14 protein-coding genes are annotated in these 17,944 nt (G+C 54.8%); 1 reads left to right on the forward strand and 13 read right to left on the reverse strand.

What is annotated here, in order from left to right; all coding sequences use genetic code 11:
* Positions 1–61: 61 nt before the first annotated feature.
* On the forward strand, positions 62–1,366 hold the full coding sequence (locus tag PCH01S_RS14295; protein WP_042230340.1) for an ATP-binding protein: 1,305 nt from the start codon (positions 62–64) through the stop codon (positions 1,364–1,366).
* Here the strand turns inward: PCH01S_RS14295 and PCH01S_RS14300 are convergent.
* From PCH01S_RS14300 to PCH01S_RS14360, 13 genes are all read right to left on the reverse strand, one after another.
* Positions 1,354–3,309, reverse strand: a complete 1,956-nt coding sequence (locus tag PCH01S_RS14300) for a peptidoglycan D,D-transpeptidase FtsI family protein (RefSeq protein ID WP_042230341.1) — start codon at positions 3,307–3,309, stop codon at positions 1,354–1,356. The two genes, PCH01S_RS14295 and PCH01S_RS14300, sit on opposite strands and share 13 nt — an antisense overlap.
* 135 nt (positions 3,310–3,444) lie before the next feature.
* Positions 3,445–5,592, reverse strand: coding sequence for a methyl-accepting chemotaxis protein (locus PCH01S_RS14305; RefSeq protein ID WP_042230344.1), 2,148 nt, complete (start codon positions 5,590–5,592; stop codon positions 3,445–3,447).
* A 215-nt stretch (positions 5,593–5,807) separates the two neighbouring features.
* Entirely contained in the window at positions 5,808–7,094 is a 1,287-nt protein-coding gene (locus PCH01S_RS14310; RefSeq protein WP_042230346.1) for a peptidase U32 family protein, read from the reverse strand.
* An 11-nt stretch (positions 7,095–7,105) separates the two neighbouring features.
* Positions 7,106–8,038 (reverse strand): peptidase U32 family protein, encoded by a 933-nt coding sequence (locus tag PCH01S_RS14315; protein WP_042230349.1) that lies wholly within the window; start codon positions 8,036–8,038, stop codon positions 7,106–7,108.
* Positions 8,039–8,051: 13 nt separating this feature from the next.
* A complete protein-coding gene (gene mltG, locus PCH01S_RS14320) occupies positions 8,052–9,131 on the reverse strand; it encodes an endolytic transglycosylase MltG (protein WP_042230351.1) in 1,080 nt (359 codons plus the stop codon).
* 84 nt (positions 9,132–9,215) lie between these two features.
* Positions 9,216–9,512 (reverse strand): DUF1292 domain-containing protein, encoded by a 297-nt coding sequence (locus PCH01S_RS14325; protein WP_009676585.1) that lies wholly within the window; start codon positions 9,510–9,512, stop codon positions 9,216–9,218.
* Entirely contained in the window at positions 9,509–9,811 is a 303-nt protein-coding gene (locus PCH01S_RS14330) for a DUF1292 domain-containing protein (protein ID WP_009676589.1), read from the reverse strand. Before PCH01S_RS14330 ends, PCH01S_RS14325 begins: the two co-directional genes overlap by 4 nt.
* Before the next feature lie 12 nt (positions 9,812–9,823).
* Positions 9,824–10,234 carry a Holliday junction resolvase RuvX gene (gene ruvX, locus PCH01S_RS14335; protein WP_042230354.1) on the reverse strand — a complete coding sequence of 137 codons (411 nt, stop codon included), beginning with the start codon at positions 10,232–10,234 and terminating at the stop codon, positions 9,824–9,826.
* A 52-nt stretch (positions 10,235–10,286) separates the two neighbouring features.
* Positions 10,287–10,547: an IreB family regulatory phosphoprotein gene (locus PCH01S_RS14340; protein WP_009676594.1), complete on the reverse strand. Its 261-nt coding sequence runs from the start codon at positions 10,545–10,547 to the stop codon at positions 10,287–10,289.
* A gap of 114 nt (positions 10,548–10,661) precedes the next feature.
* On the reverse strand, positions 10,662–13,289 hold the full coding sequence (gene alaS / locus PCH01S_RS14345; RefSeq protein ID WP_042230356.1) for an alanine--tRNA ligase: 2,628 nt from the start codon (positions 13,287–13,289) through the stop codon (positions 10,662–10,664).
* Between the two features lie 543 nt (positions 13,290–13,832).
* Positions 13,833–14,366: a DUF1854 domain-containing protein gene (locus PCH01S_RS14350; protein WP_042230358.1), complete on the reverse strand. Its 534-nt coding sequence runs from the start codon at positions 14,364–14,366 to the stop codon at positions 13,833–13,835.
* Positions 14,350–16,599 (reverse strand): ABC transporter ATP-binding protein, encoded by a 2,250-nt coding sequence (locus PCH01S_RS14355; RefSeq protein ID WP_042230361.1) that lies wholly within the window; start codon positions 16,597–16,599, stop codon positions 14,350–14,352. Before PCH01S_RS14355 ends, PCH01S_RS14350 begins: the two co-directional genes overlap by 17 nt.
* A 198-nt stretch (positions 16,600–16,797) precedes the next feature.
* A complete protein-coding gene (locus PCH01S_RS14360; RefSeq protein WP_042230363.1) occupies positions 16,798–17,868 on the reverse strand; it encodes an AI-2E family transporter in 1,071 nt (356 codons plus the stop codon).
* Between the last annotated feature and the right edge of the window lie 76 nt (positions 17,869–17,944).

Here is a 17,944-nt window from a genome sequence, read left to right on the forward strand (position 1 = left end):
ATCTTATCTGAACTGTGGGACGGATTTCCTCCAAAACCCTAAAAGATAGTAGGCGAACCGTATGTCAATCAGTTTTCATGAGGTATTGTTTAACGTCTTGATAGCGTGTTCACCTGTCATCGTGTCCCCTTTCTTCGATGAAAGCAATCCGTTAAGCAAAAAATCGTATAAACCTATGATGACGCTCGTTAGCATTCTCGCTGCACTCGCACTCGCGACTTATCCCTACAGCTCCGGCAGCGGGATCAAGCAAAGCTTGTTTATGCTCCCCCTCGTCAGCAGCTTTCTGCACGGAGGTCTGCTTCCGGCCTTATCCGTTTCGGCCAGCCTTTTGCTTTTGCACGGATTCGTTTTCCCGGCCTTACTTCCGACAGATGCGGTTTTTTTGCTGATTTGCGCCTGTTTTGCGGGGTTTTACATCAAATTTCATAAAATAGGCGGCCGGTTCTCCGCTTTTTTATGTCCCGTCCTTCTGTCCGCCGGCTTGGGTTTTACGTTTATGGCTTTTCAAGTCTTTTTCCACCGCAAGAACCAGCTGCCTCTTCCGCCCGATTTTTTTTCCTTTCATGCGTTTTCTATTGTATTGCACGGTATTTCGATGGCCATTATCATCTATTTGTCTCAATTTATCCGGGAGAGCCGAGTCAACCGTCTGGAATCGCAGCGAGCGGAAAAACTGAACGTCCTCAGTGAATTGGCCGCTTCCGTGGCGCATGAAATCCGTAATCCGATGACGGTTGCCAGAGGTTTTCTGCAAATTTTATCCCAAACGGAAGTCAACGAAGAAAAGAAAAAAATGTACACCTCGATGGCGATCGAAGAAATGGACCGCGTCCAGCAAATCATTACAAGCTATCTCGCCTTCGCCAAGCCTCAAGCCGAAATAACCGAACCGGTATCCGTAAGCGGCATCCTAGTCAACCTGGTCCAGCGCATTCAAGGATACGCCGGCGGCAGCAAGGTTCAGCTGGAAACGCACGCTCCTCCGTCTCTGTGGATCACGGCAAACGCGGAAAAATTGATCCAATGCCTCGTGAATCTGTCGCGGAACGGAATCGAAGCGATGCCGGAAGGCGGACGCTTACGAATAGAAGCTTATCCCGAACCGAAAAGTGTCTGCATCTCCATCGAAGATACCGGAATCGGGATGAACGCAGAAGAAATCGCCCGCCTCGGCTCTCCTTTTTATTCCACGAAGCAAAAAGGGACCGGACTCAGCGTCATGGTGGCGTTCCGCATCATCGAAACCTTCAGCGGAAAGGTGCAGGTGACGAGCGTGCCCGGCCGGGGAACACGCGTGCTTGTCACACTTCCCCAAGCGGCGAAACCGCCCCAGCTTGCTTCCGCGCAGGATCAGTTCGGCTGATCCGCCAGCATGTCCATGATCTCACGCGCCAGCGGAACCGCTTCTGAAGGCGCTTCCGGCGCAGCTTCGCGAATGACGACAGCTACGGCATACCGGGGAGCATCGACGGGACCGTAACCGATAAACCACTGGTTAACGGTTTCATGCGGTCCCGACTGTACCTGCGCCGTACCTGTCTTTCCGGCCAGCGGCCACTTCGCCGCATCCAGACGCCCGGCCGTTCCGCTCCGCACGACGAGTCTCATCTCCCGTAGGAGTTCACTTGTCGCCCTAGGAGAGAGAACTTCCTTCGCGCCCGGGAGAAATTTCGGCGGAAACGAGTCCAGGGTCAGGCCGTCCCGGAACCGGACTTCTTTCACAAGGCGCGGAGAGCGCGCTTTTCCCCGGTGCAGAACGGTTACGACCAGATTCGCCGCCTGAAGGGGCGTCACTTGGACGTCCCTCTGGCCGATGGCGGTCTGCAGCCGGACTCCTTCATCGTCTCTCGGTGTTTGGGCGCCGAAGAGCTGGCCGCCTTCCTCACCGTCGAGCTGAGCGACCGCGGCCCCTCCCGTGAGGCTCCCTTTCCATCCGACGGGAGTCAGCAGCCCCAGATTCCGCGCATAGGTTTCCAGCTCGTCCGAATCCAGACGCCGCATCACTTCGCCGAAAACGATATTGCACGATTGGGCAAATCCTTCTTCGAACGTAAGCTTACCGTGGCCTTCCTTCTTCCAGCAGGTAAACCCGTATTTTCCCCATGCCCCGTGGCAGTCAAATGTCTCATCCGGCTTAACAACGCCTTTCTCGAGCGCTGCTGCGGCTACAACCGTTTTGAAAATCGATCCCGGCGCGGCAGCTTTGACACCCAGATTGGCCCAGTCTCCATCTATCGCGTTGATCTCCCCCGGATGAAATGACGGTTTGGAAGCCATCGCCACGATATCCGCATTCGCGGCATCCAAGACGACGACCGCCCCTTTTGTAATTCCCCGTCTCGTCATCCGTTCTTCGATACTCCGCTGAATACCCGAATCCAGTGTAGTCATCAACTGCAGGGGATAACGGGACTGATCCGGTGAAATCAGTCTGGCGTTCAGAGCGCCCAACGGCCGTTTACCCGCATCCGTAAACACGGATAAAGTGCGTTCGCCGATGCCCCGCAGCCGGGACTCGAACGTTTTCTCGAGACCGGATACCCCAATCTCACTGGTAAGCGTCAAATGTCCGGCGGCAAGCTCGCGGGCATACAGGCCGGAGATTCGCTCCGGGTTCTGTCCGATGTAGCCGATCACCTGTGCTGCGGGGGGATGATCCGGATAGCGGGTTTTGTAATCCGTCACCTGCACGTAAGAAAGCCCGCTCGCCTCAAGCAGAGCGATTTGGGAAGACGATAATTCCAGCGGTTCTTTTACGGACTCGCCGGACTCCGAAGAAGCTAGTTGGCCCCCGCTCTTCCCCCCGCCCGAATTCGTCAGGCTCCCCGTCCATAAAAACGGCTCCTTCACCTGTTTTACAAAAGACTTCCAGTCGTCCGCCGTCACCCCCAAAGCTTCGCTGACCTTCCGAAGCTGTTCAGCCGAGCCCGTGTAATCGGGGTGAACCGGAAAAATAATAGCCGTCCGGATTGTTTTGCCCGTCAGAGGCTTCAGATTCCGGTCGTACATGTCTCCTCTTCCCGTATCGAGCACAATGCTTTTCTGACGCTGTAAGACGGAGTTTTTGACCAGGTCTACTTCATAAGCTGAAAACCGGTGGGGCCTCAGCACCTGGATCCAAAATAACCGCGCGGCCAAGAGTGCCAGAATGCCGGTCAACCCGAGCAGCAGCAAGAGTTTGCGGCGCGGGTCCGTTTGGACGCTATTGATGCTCTTACCGCCGTCGATGCCACTCTCCGCAAGCGAGATCCCCGCCCGGGCGTCTGCCTTTTCTTTTCCGGTAGTACCGGGTAATTCTTTGCCCATACATTCACCGCTCCCGTGTCCGCTTCTTTTGATTCCAGTATAGACAAGGGGGAATGCGCTCAAACCTTCCATTCGGGGATGAAAAAAAGAAAAACGCCTCCTTCCGGCTTTCCGGAAACGAGGCGTTCTTCGGGATTATAATGTAAACTTGGACAGCGTGTCTTTCAGGGAATTCGAGAGGTTCTCCAGTCTGTCGGACAGCTTCACCAGGTTCTGACTGATGCTGAGCTGCTCGGAACTGAGGGAAGCAACTTCCTCAGAAGTCGCCAGCGATTCCTCTGCCACAGCACTCACATTCGTCATCGCATCGGATAGGACGGCTTGCGACTGATCGAGCTCGCTTATCGATTCCGTCACCGCGTTCAACCGTTCGATAAATTGGCTCATGTGATTCTGGACCTGGCCAAAAATCCCGTCCGCTTCTTTCACGGCACCGATTTGCTGATTGAAGAGCGGGTAGGCTTGATGAAGCACTTGGACGGTCTCGTCGATTTCGCGCTGAATCGTTTCCGTAATCTGGGCCACAACGTCGATGGACTGCTTGGACTGATCCGCCAGTTTGCGGATTTCATCGGCGACCACCATAAATCCTCTGCCTGCCGTTCCGGCTCTCGCAGCTTCGATCGTTGCATTCAGTGAGAGGATATTCGTCTGCTTCGTCAGATTATGCAGCATCTCCAATATTTTGCGGATGGACTGGGTGCTCTCTTTCAGGTTGTCGACCTTCTCCACCATGGAACGGGTCATCACTTCCGTCTGGCCGGTTTTGTCCATCAGCTCTTCCATGTACTTCGTGCCCTGTTCGCCCGAGCTTCGGACGCCGGAGGCTGCCGTACCCATCTCCAGGTTAGCGGACATCACCTGCTTCATTTTCTCGCCGATATGATGCGTCAGCTCGTTCCCGCGTTCGGACTCGGAGGCGAGCCCTGCGGCTCCTCCCGAGATCTCGTCGGTCGCTACGGCGATTTCCTTGGCGGAAGTCGCCGTAATCTTGGAGGCGTTCGCGACTTCGGAGGCCGTGTTCAGTACTTCCTGGGCGGATTCGTTCGTCTGGCGGACCAGCGTCGTAATCTGCTCCATCATCATGTCGAAGTTTTCTCCAAGCATGCCGATCTCGTCCCGGCTCTTAAGATTCGCCCGTACCTTCAAGTTGCCCTGGGCACCCTGCTTCATAAGCCCGGCCAGTGCGGCCAGCGGCCTGCCGATCATTCTCGCCACGAAAATACCGATTAAAGCGGCGATTACCGCCGCCACAAGGGCGATTACCAGCGTCAGGTTAAAGATCACGTTCGCGTCTTTAACCAGTTCTCCGACCGGCATGCTCCCTACGAGGAACCAACCGGTACCGGCAAACTTCGAATATACGTTCTGTGTCTGTTTATCCGATGAGAGGAAGTCCCCGGAAGCCGTCTTCTGCTGCTCTTCACTGATCGTAACCGGAGACGGTTTTGCGAGAAGTTCCTGATCCTTCGCATAAATCAATTTGTTGGACGCATCCGAAATGTACATCGTGCTGTCATCCCCGAGCTGGATAAGTCCGAGCTCCTTTTCCAGAATCGACGTAGGAATTTCCATCAGAAGCATCGCGATCGGCGTGGAAGTGCTCGTCGAGTTCAGGTAGCGGCCCATTGCGACACTCGGTTCCCCGCTGAAATAACCTTTCGGTTTCGTTTCCAGCCACAGCGACTGCCCGCTGGTTTTGGAAATCGCCTGGAACCAGTCCGTTTTTGTAATTTCTTCCGTCGTAGCGTTCAAGGAAGCTCCGTTGGAGTTGATCATATGACCGTCTGTTTTTAGCAGCGTCATGCTTTTGATCGATTTGTTGGAAAATAAATAGGAATTCACTTTTTCCGTAATTTTACGAGTGACTTCGAGCTGCTCGTATGTACCATCTTTAACCTCGTTGCGTGTTTCAAGCAGGCGCTGCAAATCGGCGTCGAGCATCATCTGCATCGTTAAATCTTCAAAGCCGCCGAAAAGCAGATCGAGCTTCTGGCTCGCCTGGATCATGGTCTGTCTCGACGCTTCGCTCACTTTGCCGCGCACGACGCTTTTCGAAAGCTGATACGAGGTAATTCCCACGGTCAGAACAAAAAATAAAATACTGACGATGAAAATAAGAAACAGTTTCATGCCTACGGATTTTGCCGGATTGCTGAGCCCCATAGAAGAAGAAATAAAACCGCCCGGTCCTCCCGGCTTCGGAGCGCCCCCTGACAGAGCTTGTTTTTTTTGAAAACGCTCTCTTAGCTGGGTTGCTGTCTGTGTAAGTCTTTTGTTCATGGGCACCACCATCCACTTTTTTTTAGGAAGAAAGTCTTACGCAAAAAAATAATATCTCCAATATTTTCTACTTTTGTTTTAATGTTCGACGACGATTTGTGTTTATCCTCTTTGATTTGTGCCATTTTTCCTATAAATTCATCTTTTTTTGATTACACAGACCTAAAAATAAAAAAAAATACCGCCCGGCTTAAGCCAGTCGGTATTAAAATCCATTAACGGGTACGTTTGCGCATCATATCCAGCGGTTTAACCGGCTGTTCGGTTTGAATGCGGATAAGCTGGAGAGGATGACGAGCCGCATCGAGCTCGGCGCCTTCTTCGTCGCGAATGACATCTACCCGCTGCTTGAAGTGCGTGCCTCCCGGACCGAAAAATTCCACTTCCGCACCCGGTTTGAAGTAATTGCGCTGCTGGATGACGGCGGTTTCCGTCTGCTCATCATACTCCATAACTACGCCAACGAAATCGTAGCTCGCCGCCTTATCCTCCGGTCCGAAAATATGATCTTCGGGACCGGGCGCTTCGTAGAAAAATCCGGTATTCAACGGACGGTTAGCCGCTTTATTGATCTCGTCGCGCCAGAGCGGTTTAACCTCGTAGGCCGCCGGATTTTCAAAATAGCTGTCGATGGCCTGGCGGTAAGCATTTACGACCGTGGCCACGTAATGGATGCTTTTCATTCTGCCTTCGATTTTGAAACTGTCCACGCCGGACTCGATCATATCAGAAATATGCTCGATCATGCATAAATCCTTGGCGCTCATCATAAACGCATCTTCCTCTTCACCGTAAAGAGGAAAATCGGGTGCAAGCGGATCGGACAGAGGTGCTCCCTTCGCGTACAGATCGTACTTCCAGCGGCAGGACTGGCAGCACCCTCCCCGGTTGGAGTCGCGGTCCGTAAAATGATTGGACAGCACGCAGCGCCCGGAATAGGAGCTGCACATCGCTCCGTGAATAAACGCTTCGATTTCGATATCGACATGCCGTTTGATCTCGTCAATATCGCCCATGCTCACTTCCCGGGCGAGAACTACCCGCTCGATGCCTTCTTCTTTCCAGAACTGCACCGTCTGCCAGTTCATGACGGACTGCTGGGTGCTCAGATGCACCTCCAGCTTGGGAGCCACGCGTCTGGCGGTGTCCATAATAATCGGGTCGGCTGCGATGATAGCCGAAATGCCGGCTTCCTGCAGTTCTCTCAAATAATCTTCAATTCCCTCGATATCTTCGTTGTGGGCATAAATATTCGTCGCCACGAAAACTTTGGCGCCGTACCGGTTAGCGAATTCGACGCCTTCGCGCATCTCTTCGAAAGTAAAATTGTCGGCGTTGGAGCGCAGACCGTACTTCTGGCCGCCGATATACACGGCATCGGCCCCGTAATGTACGGCAAACTTAAGCTTCTCCAGACTTCCCGCCGGGGCAAGCAGTTCCGGCTTGTCCAGACGAACGCGTCTGCCGCGCGCACGCTCGTTAACAGCTGCCGCAATACTCATGGTGGTTCACCTCAATATACTTGTTCTTTGTAGAAAAAGCCGAAAGACAATTCCCTGCACGGATCCTGCAGGCGTCGGATAGGCTCCAGCATTTCGTCGTTGAATTTGTAAGAATCCGGATCCGCACAATAGGCATCAATCACTTGACGGTATGCCCTTACCACGGTTTCGTTATATTCGGCGGATTTCAAAAGTCCTTCAATCTTAAGGCTGTCTATGTTCCCCTTGAGCAGCTCATGAAGATCTTCCAGCATGCAAATATCGTCGGAGCTCATCACGTGGGTCCCGTTGCTGTCCTCATAAATCGGATACCGCTCCTCCTGGCGTTCCTGCTCAATCAGAAAAAGCCCGTTATCCATGGAGCGGTCGACACTGCTTGCATCTTTCCCCAGATGCTCCACGTAATTGGCGACCAGACTACGGCGGGAATGGTAAATATTCGTCAGTCCGTGCACTTGAACCTGGACTTCCAGCTTGGCATGAAGCTTGAATTCAAGCGTTTCCTCAAGGTTCAGTTCCCTGGCCAGAACCGCACGCGCGGCTCCGCGGGACGCCCAGTAATTCGCGGTCGCGTAGTTCGTCGTCGTCATTTCCGCATTCCAGTGAAGCGGGAGCTTCAATTCCGCTTTGTTCACCATCCGCAGTACGGCGGGATCTCCATACACGGCTCCGTCCACACCGATAGCGGAGATGGCCGCAAGATATTTCTCAACTTCAAGCAGCGCTTCGTTATCAAAAACATTGTTTACAGCCGCATAGACTTTAGCGCCTTTATCATGAACGTAAGGAACCAGTTCCTCCAGATCTTGAATCGTCACATCGCCCGGAAGGCGCATGCCGAATGCCGCTTCGCCGATCAGTACGGCGTCCGCCCCGGCTTCTATGAATCGCTTCGCTTCCTCTACTGTTCCTGCCGTTATAAGCAGCTCGGGTTTTGGAATCAACCTCGTCACCTTCTTATTTCGCGTTTTTCTCGGTTTGCTTGCTCTTTTCGATGTTGGCCAGATGCTGCGCATAGGTTTCTCCGAACAAATGTCCCTGGCTTCCGTCTTTTTTCGTTACGTAATAAAAGTATTTCGACTCCGCCGGATACAGCGCCGCCTTGATAGAGGCCAGGCTCGGACTCGCGATTGGACCCGGAGGCAGTCCGGGATTTTTATACGTATTATAAGGGCTTTCGATCTTCAGATCGCTTTCGAGCAGTCTTTCTTTCTGCTTGCCCAGCGCATACTGCACGGTCGCGTCGATCTGCAGCGGCTGTTTGATTTTCAGCCGGTTGTAAATAACGCTCGCCACGAGCGGACGTTCTTCGTCCACAACCACTTCACGCTCGATCAGGGAAGCGATCGTCATCATCTGATGGAATGTCAGCCCGCTTGCCTTCAGCTTGTCCTTCCAATCCGCGGGAAGGCTTTGCAGCCGCTTATCCAGCTGATCGACCATAAGGGTGATCATTTTCTGCTCGGTAGCATCCTTGGGGATATCGTACGTATCCGGGAACAGATACCCTTCCAGCCTATGCTTGAGCTTGGTATCCGCCGGAATTCCGGCAAGCAGCTCTTCCCCTACCGCTGGCTTGTACGCTTCCGTCGCCTTAACGAAGGCAGACGCTTCCATCCCATCATGCTGTCCGACTTTGTCGGCAATCTGCGTGACCGTGTACCCTTCGGGAATAGTCAGGCGGTTCGCTTTTACCGTCTGCCCGTTGTTCAGCATCGCAATGATCTCGTCCGTTCCGATTCCGGGCTTCATCGCATACTCGCCCGCCTGGAAACGTCCTCCTTCGTTTTTCCATTTCAAGTAATACATAAAAACGGAGGCGTTGCGGATAAGACCTTCCCGCTCAAGCTTGGAAGCGATATTTTTCATGCCGTCGCCGGATACGATCTCGACCTTCTTTTCCTGACCGGAAGCCGAGGTCGGCTGAAGTTCTCCCCGTATATAATAAGCCGCGGCCGCGGCACAGCCGGCTAAGAGCAGAACAATCACCAGCAGCCCGGTCATCAAGCGTTTTATTCGTGATTTAGGACGGTGCATAAGTTCCTCCACAATAGTCATCTTGGTCAATCATCTGCATGAAAAAGAGCGGATTTGACTCCGCTCTGGTTTGCTTTAGATTTCTTAAGGTTCGTCGTGTTCCGGAAACGTGAGTTCGTCGTACAATTCGGAGACGGTTTCCCATTCTTCGTCATCTTCGATGGTTTCCAGCTCCAGTGTGCCTTCCGAATCCCGGGATACCCGGAACACGGACACTTCGCCTTCTTTCTTCATCTCTTCCGACTGCAGAACGGCGTAGTGGCGGTCTTCGTGGAGAATCTCCGTCAAGATGCGAAAGACGGTGGATTCGTCCTGTTCGTCGAATAAAATAATATCATCTCCGAAAGAACTCCGCAACTCGTTCGTCTGTTTTACACTCATGCTTCTTCTTCCTCTTCGGCGATTAGTGTATTAAACGTTTCTTCAACGATATTCCATTCTTCCTCGTCCTCGATGGTGTAAAGCTTCAGATCGTCGCCATTCTCGTCTTCCTCGTAACGAAATGCGTACACTTCGTCGGATTCCTCGTCGCCTTCAACCGGCACGACCATCATGTACTTTTTGTCGGAACCATCCACTTCGAATTTCATGACGACTTCGAATTCTTCTTCGTTGCCCTCATCATCGGGGATATAAATAATTTCCGCTTCCTCTTGCTGAAAATCCTCTTCTTTAGCCATGGTTCCATCACCTCATCGTTTAGAGTCCATATATCCCTGCAGAATCAGCACAGCGGCGATCTTATCGACCACCTGCTTGCGCTTCTTCCGGCTAACGTCCGCCTCCAAAAGAGTGCGGGTCGCGGATACCGTAGTCAATCGTTCGTCCCACATGCGGACGGGCAGGTTAAACGTCTCGGTCAACTGTGCGGCGAATTCCTGAGAAAGCTCGCCACGCGGCCCGATCGAGCCGTTCATATTTTTGGGGAGGCCGACAACGATCTCCGTTACTTCGTACTCCCCGATTAACCGCCGCAGGTGGTCTAAATCGTGTTGCGGACTAGCTCTGCGTATAACCTCGATCCCTTGGGCGGTAAGCCCGAGAAGATCGCTTACGGCAACGCCGATTGTTTTGTCGCCATAGTCTAGGCCCATCGTTCTCATACGTGTGAACTCCTAAGCCGGACCCGTCTGCCGGGAATCGGCGCAGGCCCGTTTATTTATGCTCTTTGAGATAAGAGCGTACCAATTCTTCGATCAGTTCGTCGCGTTCCCGTTTGCGAATCAGGCTCCGGGCGTTATTGTGCCGGGGAATGTAAGCCGGATCCCCTGAAAGCAAGTAACCGACGATTTGATTGATCGGATTGTAGCCTTTCTCCTGCAGAGCGTCATAGACAGTTAATAGCACTTCTTTTGGGGATGTTTCGATCTCATCGGCTTTGACATTGAATTTCACCGTTTTATCCATAAAATCCATGAAAGGCACCTCCAATGTTTGCTTTTTCAAACTCTATCGGTTGCAAATGCTGCTAATCCCACTATTGTCATATATTCTCTGCGGGACGGAAAATTCCTGTTCCCGCAGGAAAATTTAAGAAATCTGTCCGGTCACAAGCGCTTCGACGCCGTCCAGCGCCTCCTGGAGTTTGGACGGGTCCTTGCCTCCGGCCTGGGCCATATCGGGGCGTCCGCCGCCGCCGCCGCCGCATTTCGCCGCGGTTTCTTTGATCAGCTTGCCGGCATGAAGCCCTTTGGCGATCAGATCCGGCGTAACGGCGGCGACCAGGTTGACTTTGTCGCCTGCGACGGCGCCGAGCACGATCACGGCCGAGCCCAGCTTCGCTTTCATTTCATCCACGATGCCCCGCAGGGAATCCATATCGGATGCGCTCACCTGGGCGGCCAGGACCGGTATGCCGGCCACTTCTTTCAGGCGGCCTTCCAGCGCGCCCGCTTCAATGCGGCCCAGTTTGGCCCGCAGCGATTCGTTCTCGCGCGCCAGCTCTTTCATCTGCTGGAGCGTAGAGTCCAGACGCTTCGGCACGTCCGCGGTGTTGGCCTTGAGAACGCCGGCCGCATCCCTCAGCAGCTGCAGCTGGCCGTCCACGTACTCGTAGGCCTGACGGCTTGTCACCGCTTCGATGCGGCGGATACCGGAACCGATTCCGGATTCGCTGACAATCTTGAACAAGCCGATTTCGCCCGTGCTCAGTACGTGGCAGCCGCCGCAAAGCTCGAGGCTGTAATCGCCGACGCGGACGACGCGGACGATGTCGCCGTATTTCTCGCCGAACAGCGCCATGGCGCCCATCGCTTTCGCTTCGTCGATGCCGCGAAGGGAGATGTCCACCGGCGTGTTCGCCCAGATTTGAGCGTTCACGCGGCGTTCGACATCCTGCAGCTCTTCCGGCGTAATGCCGCCGAAATGGGAGAAGTCGAACCGCAGGCGGTCCGGCTCAACGAGGGAGCCCGCCTGGTTCACGTGCGTGCCGAGCACTTCCTTCAGCGCTTTATGCAGCAGGTGAGTGGCCGTGTGATTCTTCACGGTATCGCCGCGAAGCTCGCTGGAGACTTGAGCCGTGATCGCATCGCCCGTGCGCAGGATGCCCTGCTCGACAGTCACGCTGTGAACGTGCTGGCCGTGTGGCGCTTTGCCGACTTCGAGCACGGCCGCGCGTACGCCCTCGCCCGTGATGACGCCGCGGTCGGCTACCTGTCCGCCGCTTTCGGCGTAGAACGGCGTCCGGTCGAGTATGACCTGGCACGTTTCGCCGGTTCCCGCCGCGTCGACAAACTCGTTGTCGTGCACGATCGCCAGCACTTTGGCTGGAACTACCAATTCAGTGTATCCAACAAACTCACTTTTATCCGTAAACTCGGAGAGCGCTCCGCCCTGCACTTTCATGCTGCCGGATTTGCTCCGGTTGCTGCGCGCACGCTCGCGCTGTTCTTCCATCGCCGCTTCGAATCCTTCGCGGTCGACGGCCAATCCCTGCTCGTTCGCGAAATCCTCCGTCAAGTCAACCGGGAATCCGTACGTGTCGTACAGCTTGAAAGCGTCCGGCCCGCTGATGGCCCGCCCGCCTGCCGCACGTGTGCTTTCGACCATCCCGGCAAGAATGGCAAGACCGTCGGACAGCGTTTCGTGAAAACGTTCTTCCTCGATGCGGATGATTTTCTCGATGAATTCGCGTTTCTCCACGACTTCATTGTAGTATACGCCCATGATTTCGCCTACGACCGGAACGAGCTGATACAGGAACGGTTTATCCATACCGAGTACTTTGCCGTAGCGGACGGCGCGGCGCAGAAGTCTGCGGATAACGTAGCCGCGACCTTCGTTCGTAGGCAGTACGCCGTCTCCCACCGCAAAAGCGACGGTACGGACGTGGTCGGCAATAACCTTCAAAGCCACGTCAAACTCTTCGTTCTCCTTGTACTTCACGCCCGCGATGCGGCAGGTCGCTTCCATGATCGGCTGGAACAAATCCGTGTCGAAGTTGGAGTCCACATCCTGCAAAATCGAAGCGAAACGTTCCAAACCCGCACCCGTATCGATATTTTTGTTCGGAAGAGGCGTGTAGCTGCCGTCTTTATTGTGATTGAACTGGGAAAACACGAGGTTCCATACTTCCAGGAAACGCTCGTTTTCGCCGCCGGGCCAGCATTCCGGATCGTTCAGATCGCCGTACTTGTCGCCGCGGTCGTAGAAGATTTCCGTACAAGGTCCGCACGGGCCTTCCCCGATATCCCAGAAGTTCTCGTCGAGCTTGTAAATACGCGCTTCCGGCAGACCGATCTTTTTATTCCAAAACTCAAAAGCTTCCGTATCCTCGGGATACACGGTCACCGACAAGCGCTCCGGATCGAATCCGATCCATTTAGGGTCCGTCAGAAACTCCCAGGCCCAGGTGATGGCTTCTTCTTTGAAGTATTCGCCGATGGAGAAATTTCCGAGCATCTCGAAAAATGTATGGTGCCGGCGGGTTTTGCCGACATTTTCAATGTCGTTTGTACGGATGCATTTCTGCGCGTTTACGATTCTCGGATTCTCGGGAACGACACGGCCGTCAAAATAAGGCTTGAGCGGCGCCATCCCGGCATTGATCCATAAAAGAGAAGGGTCGTTGTGAGGCACGAGCGAGGAGCTCGGCTCGATTTTGTGTCCTTTGCTGGCGAAAAATTCCAGCCACTTGGAACGAATTTCACTTGCTTTCATTACGTTTCGAGCCTCCGTTTGTTGGAATGGTTTTGGTTTATTAGGTTTGGACTGCTACACCTTCGGCCCTCTCTACAGGAAACAAAAAACGCCCCTGTTATCAACAGGGACGAAAAATTCGCGGTACCACCCTGGTTATCGGATGACGTGCAGGCAGGCGCCTTGCCGTTTCATCCAATCTCCTCGTTGCGGACGATAACGGATCCGCTTGCCGTTGGGCTTATGCAACTTGTCACCCACACTCCGAAATGAGCGTTCGGCCATCCTTCATGAAAGGTTCTCGCAGCCTTCTTCTATAGAAGAAGGAACCTTCTCTCTGCCAATGGGCTATGGCGTACTGGATTTCTTCAGCGCTTTGCTTATCGAGTTTGACTCAGTTACCGAAAATTATAGTTCATATCTGGAAACGATGTCAACCTGACGGACGCCGATTAAAGAAGCTCCGCCGATGGACAAGTCCCTCTTAGCAAATTGGCGGAAAAAAAGCGCTGCCGATTCAAACGGATCGGTCAGACTCCGTAGCGAGCGGAAGGGTTCTTTGTTTCAAAAAATCTTTTGCAGCTGCTTTAAGCTTGCCGGATCCAGCTTCCGAATGCTGGCAACTTCCAGTCTGTGTTCTCCGGTATCCACCAGGAGAAGACGATCCTCTCCTTGCCTGAATACGTGCTCATGCAGGTTGGGGAGCTGCAGCCGCTCCGGGCCGAACTGGGTAACGATGTCCCACTGCCATCCTGACGTCTTCTGCTTGATGCTGCGGATAGCTTCGACGCGGGGAAGCAGGTATCTCAAATGCAGTTCCTTCTCCAGCTCCCGGCGGGAGGCATCGTCCAGCTGCCGCAAATCGGCGATGATACCGATCTCCTCCCCCTCTTTGGTGCGGATGGAGATGTACCGGTCCGGCTCGGAAAAGGGAAACGTCCGGAACACCAGAATTTCCTCATGATCCCTTCCGTCGCAGGACAATAAAAGCAGGCCGCCTTCCGTGCGTCGAAACCGGCATTTGTCCGCTTCTAGCAGTAAGATATCGAAGGGGTCCCCGCCCTCCGGGAAACCGCCGGATTCATACGGGTTCGGCACTTGTATCACGCTCCCTGATCAACGCTGTTTCGGTTTGGGCCTTCACGAGCTTCCAATAGATGCCTTCCTGCTGCATCAGCTGCTCGTGAGTCCCTGTTTCGGCTATGCGTCCTTTGTCGATCACCACGAGACGGTCCGCGCTGCGCAGAGTCGACAGGCGGTGGGCGATCGCGAAGGTCGTCCGTCCCCGGACAAGTCGGGAAACGGCTTCCTGGATAAGACGCTCCGTCTCCGTGTCCACGGAAGCGGTCGCCTCGTCCAGGATGAGAATGCGGGGATCGTGCAGGATGGCGCGCGCAATGGCAATGCGCTGTTTCTCCCCGCCGGACAGGCGGTGACCGCGTTCGCCGACCCGCGTGTCATAGCCGTCGCTCATCGCGACGATAAAATCGTGGGCGTTGGCGATCTTTGCCGCCCGCATAATTTCCAGAGACGACGCTTCCGGCTTCGCGTAAGCGATGTTTTCGGCAATCGTCCCGTCGAAAAGGAACGTTTCCTGAAGCACAACCCCGATCTGGGCCCGCAGGCTTTCCTGGCTCAGCTTTTTCAGCGGAATCCCGTCTATTAAAATCCGCCCCCGGTCCGGGTCGTAAAACCGGCAGATCAGATGAATCAGCGTAGATTTACCCGCACCCGAATGTCCGACAAATCCGATCATTTCACCGGGCTTCACTTCCAGAGAGATGTCTTTCAGGACAGGCTTGTGCTTCTCATAACCGTATGTAACCCGGTCCAGTGAAACGGAGCCTTCCAGCCGGCCGGGCGTTACCGCATCTGCCGTATCGGCAACTTCGCGAGGCGTATCCATAATTTCAAAAACGCGCTCGGCGGCCGACACGGCCCGGTTCGTCCAGCTGATCGCCTGCGTAAACCACTGCAAAGGACCGAAAAACATCGTGAGGTAAACCGTAAAGGCCATCAGAGTGCCCAAGGTCAACCCGCCGTCCAGCACCTGCAGGCCGCCGTAATACCACACGATGATCCCGCCTGCGCCCGTAACGAGCATAAAAAGCGGGGTTGCGGCCTGCCACAGCCCTTCCATCCGCACGGTTTGCGTCATCATTTCCCGGTTGGCTTCCCCGTACCGGGCCTGCTCGCTTTTTTCCCGGCCGAATGCCTTCACGACACGGATGCCCTGAAGAGAGTCGCCTACCAGCGTCTGAAGCGCGTTTAGCGCTCGCCACTGCTTGTACCAGAGCCGGCGTACCCTCGGCCACAAAATCCAGACTCCCGCAAGCAGCAGCGGAGTCGGCAGAAGCACTACCAGGGTGAGCTTCCAGCTGAGGGTGAGCATCATCGACAAAATAGCCGCGACAGTGAGCACCTGGCTCGCCACCCAGATCACGCCTTCCGTGAGAAACTGTCTCATGGAATCCGTGTCCTGATTGAGCCGGCCGATAAACTGTGAAGTCTGGCGGCGGTCGTAGAAACTGAGAGACTGCTCGGTCAGCGCCTCGAACGTTTCACGACGGATATCGTTCATCATAGCCGCTCCGACCTTGACCCCGATAAACCCCCGGGCGATCTGGAGCGCGGACAGCACCAGCCGGGCGCCCAGCAGAGCCGCCACCCAGATCAGCAGCGTCTCGGCCACCCCTCCCGGTTGCAGCACATCGTCGACGATAATCTTGGTCACAAGCGGAGGCGCCAGCTCCAACAAAACCGCGATGATCAAAAACAGCGCAGCCATGACCATCCGGCCGCGGTACGGGCGCGTATACGCAAGCAGCCGGGTCAGCACGCGCCGGCGTCCGGGACTGCTCCGCTCCGTCTTATCTCCGGCCGCGCAGTCATGGTCCCGCCCGGGTGCCGCCTCTCCGCACAGCGCGCACCGGCCTGCACTGTCTCCTCCCGCTCCGCCGGTGCCGTCATCGCCGGTTGCCAGCAGCAGATTCGCCGCATGAACCGCCGCTTCGAGCCCTTTGGCGCAGGCGCCCGTATAGCGGACGAGCACGACCGGGCCCGCGTCCGTATCCGCGATGAGGCATCCTCCGCCCTGCGGAGCATCCTGGGTCCGTAGGCTCCGGACCTCTTCCGGCGAGAATCTGCGCAGGCAGGCGCCGCCGGAAGCGTAGACGCCGATTTCCCCGGCGCCTGCAATCAGCCAGCGGTCATCGGGTCGGCCGCTCTCGTCCATGTCCGCCCGGGCGGATACCGCAGGCTTTGCCCCCAGGCTGCGGAGAAGTTCGGGCGGCAGTTCTTCCGCTGCCGCGGGCGGCTCCTTGAGTGCCATGGGCAACCTCCTTTCGCCGCTCTTCAATGGCGGCAGAATCGTTAGTCTGATCGTAACGCACGCCTCTTGCAAGCGCAAGAGAACGGCCCAGATCCGATTGGCGACTCTGCCCGGACGCGTCTTCACTTGTAGACTTCGGTTTTCTTCCTCTGTACCGCAGCCTTATTCAGCAGCCTTTTTCCCGCACTTTATCCGAATCTACACCGTACGCCGGTGAATGTAATAGAGAAACAGATGCTCGAGCACCACCTTAAGCACGGCAAAGAAGGGAACGGCCAAAATCAGGCCCGGTATCCCCGCCACTTCTCCACCCACGAGCAGCGCAAAAATAATGAGCAGCGGATGCATATGAAGGGTCCGCCCCACAACCTGCGGGGATATTACGTTTCCCTCGAGAATCTGCACGATCGTATTGATGACGACAACAAGCAGGAGCATTTTTACCGACACCGTGGCCGCCATAATAACAGCCGGAGCCGCCCCAAAGAACGGACCGAGATACGGAATGATGTTAAAAACCGCAACGAGCGCTGCCAGCAATAGCGCATACGGCATCCCGATGGCCCAGTACCCGATATAAGCCAGCACCCCGACGATAACGCAAACGAGGAACTGCCCCCGGATATAATTGCCCAGCGCCGTGTCGATATCGACCAGCACCTTGACTACCTGCCTGCGCCGCGATTTCGGAACAATGGCCAGCACGGTTTTCTCCATCAATTGAAAATCCTTAAGCATATAAAAAGCGAGAAAAGGAACGATGAAAGCGGTCAGAAGCATATTGATGGTGCCTCCGATGCCATGAATCGTGTCCGAAATTTTGAGAGACAGATTTTTTTGCAGTTTAAAAATCGCATCGTGGATACCCGACCGGACCGTATCCGGAAGGAGCTGGCTGTTTTTCATGCCGTCCACAAGCGACTGGGCCCTGATCGTCATTTCAGGCATATGTTCGTTCAGTTCCCCAAGCTGCTTGACGAACATCGGAGTCACATTCATAAAAATGACCGTGAGCGAGGTCAGAAACACCGCATAAATGAGCAGAACGGCAAACGTCCGGGGAACCTTGCGCGTACTTAGCAGATTGACGACGGGGTTGAGCACATAGGAAATAATCATCGCAATCAGAAAAGGGGTCAGCACCGCCTTCAAGAAATGGAAGACACTCCCCAGAATCGGTCTTATTTGCAGCAGGAAGAACAGGACCAGCAGTCCGAGAAGCGTATAAATCAGGCCGGCAAACCAACCGTTTTTAAAAATCGAATTCATGGCGTTCCCTCCCGTTGACGCTGACAAACTTCGGCGAATGAATGTCCCTTTCCGTTTCTTCAGTATATGTACTAGC

The sequence above is a fragment of the Paenibacillus chitinolyticus NBRC 15660 genome (genome assembly GCF_000739915.1).
In the GTDB taxonomy this organism is placed as follows: domain Bacteria; phylum Bacillota; class Bacilli; order Paenibacillales; family NBRC-103111; genus Paenibacillus_F; species Paenibacillus_F chitinolyticus.

Excerpts from the sequence above, each read along its gene's own strand:
- PCH01S_RS14295 (WP_042230340.1), top strand. The coding sequence starts at position 62 with ATGTCAATCAGTTTTCATGAGGTATTGTTTAACGTCTTGATAGCGTGT.
- PCH01S_RS14300 (WP_042230341.1), bottom strand. The coding sequence starts at position 3,309 with ATGGGCAAAGAATTACCCGGTACTACCGGAAAAGAAAAGGCAGACGCC.
- PCH01S_RS14305 (WP_042230344.1), bottom strand. The coding sequence starts at position 5,592 with ATGAACAAAAGACTTACACAGACAGCAACCCAGCTAAGAGAGCGTTTT.
- PCH01S_RS14310 (WP_042230346.1), bottom strand. The coding sequence starts at position 7,094 with ATGAGTATTGCGGCAGCTGTTAACGAGCGTGCGCGCGGCAGACGCGTT.
- mltG (WP_042230351.1), bottom strand. The coding sequence starts at position 9,131 with ATGCACCGTCCTAAATCACGAATAAAACGCTTGATGACCGGGCTGCTG.
- PCH01S_RS14325 (WP_009676585.1), bottom strand. The coding sequence starts at position 9,512 with ATGAGTGTAAAACAGACGAACGAGTTGCGGAGTTCTTTCGGAGATGAT.
- PCH01S_RS14330 (WP_009676589.1), bottom strand. The coding sequence starts at position 9,811 with ATGGCTAAAGAAGAGGATTTTCAGCAAGAGGAAGCGGAAATTATTTAT.
- ruvX (WP_042230354.1), bottom strand. The coding sequence starts at position 10,234 with ATGAGAACGATGGGCCTAGACTATGGCGACAAAACAATCGGCGTTGCC.
- PCH01S_RS14340 (WP_009676594.1), bottom strand. The coding sequence starts at position 10,547 with ATGGATTTTATGGATAAAACGGTGAAATTCAATGTCAAAGCCGATGAG.
- alaS (WP_042230356.1), bottom strand. The coding sequence starts at position 13,289 with ATGAAAGCAAGTGAAATTCGTTCCAAGTGGCTGGAATTTTTCGCCAGC.
- PCH01S_RS14355 (WP_042230361.1), bottom strand. The coding sequence starts at position 16,599 with ATGGCACTCAAGGAGCCGCCCGCGGCAGCGGAAGAACTGCCGCCCGAA.
- PCH01S_RS14360 (WP_042230363.1), bottom strand. The coding sequence starts at position 17,868 with ATGAATTCGATTTTTAAAAACGGTTGGTTTGCCGGCCTGATTTATACG.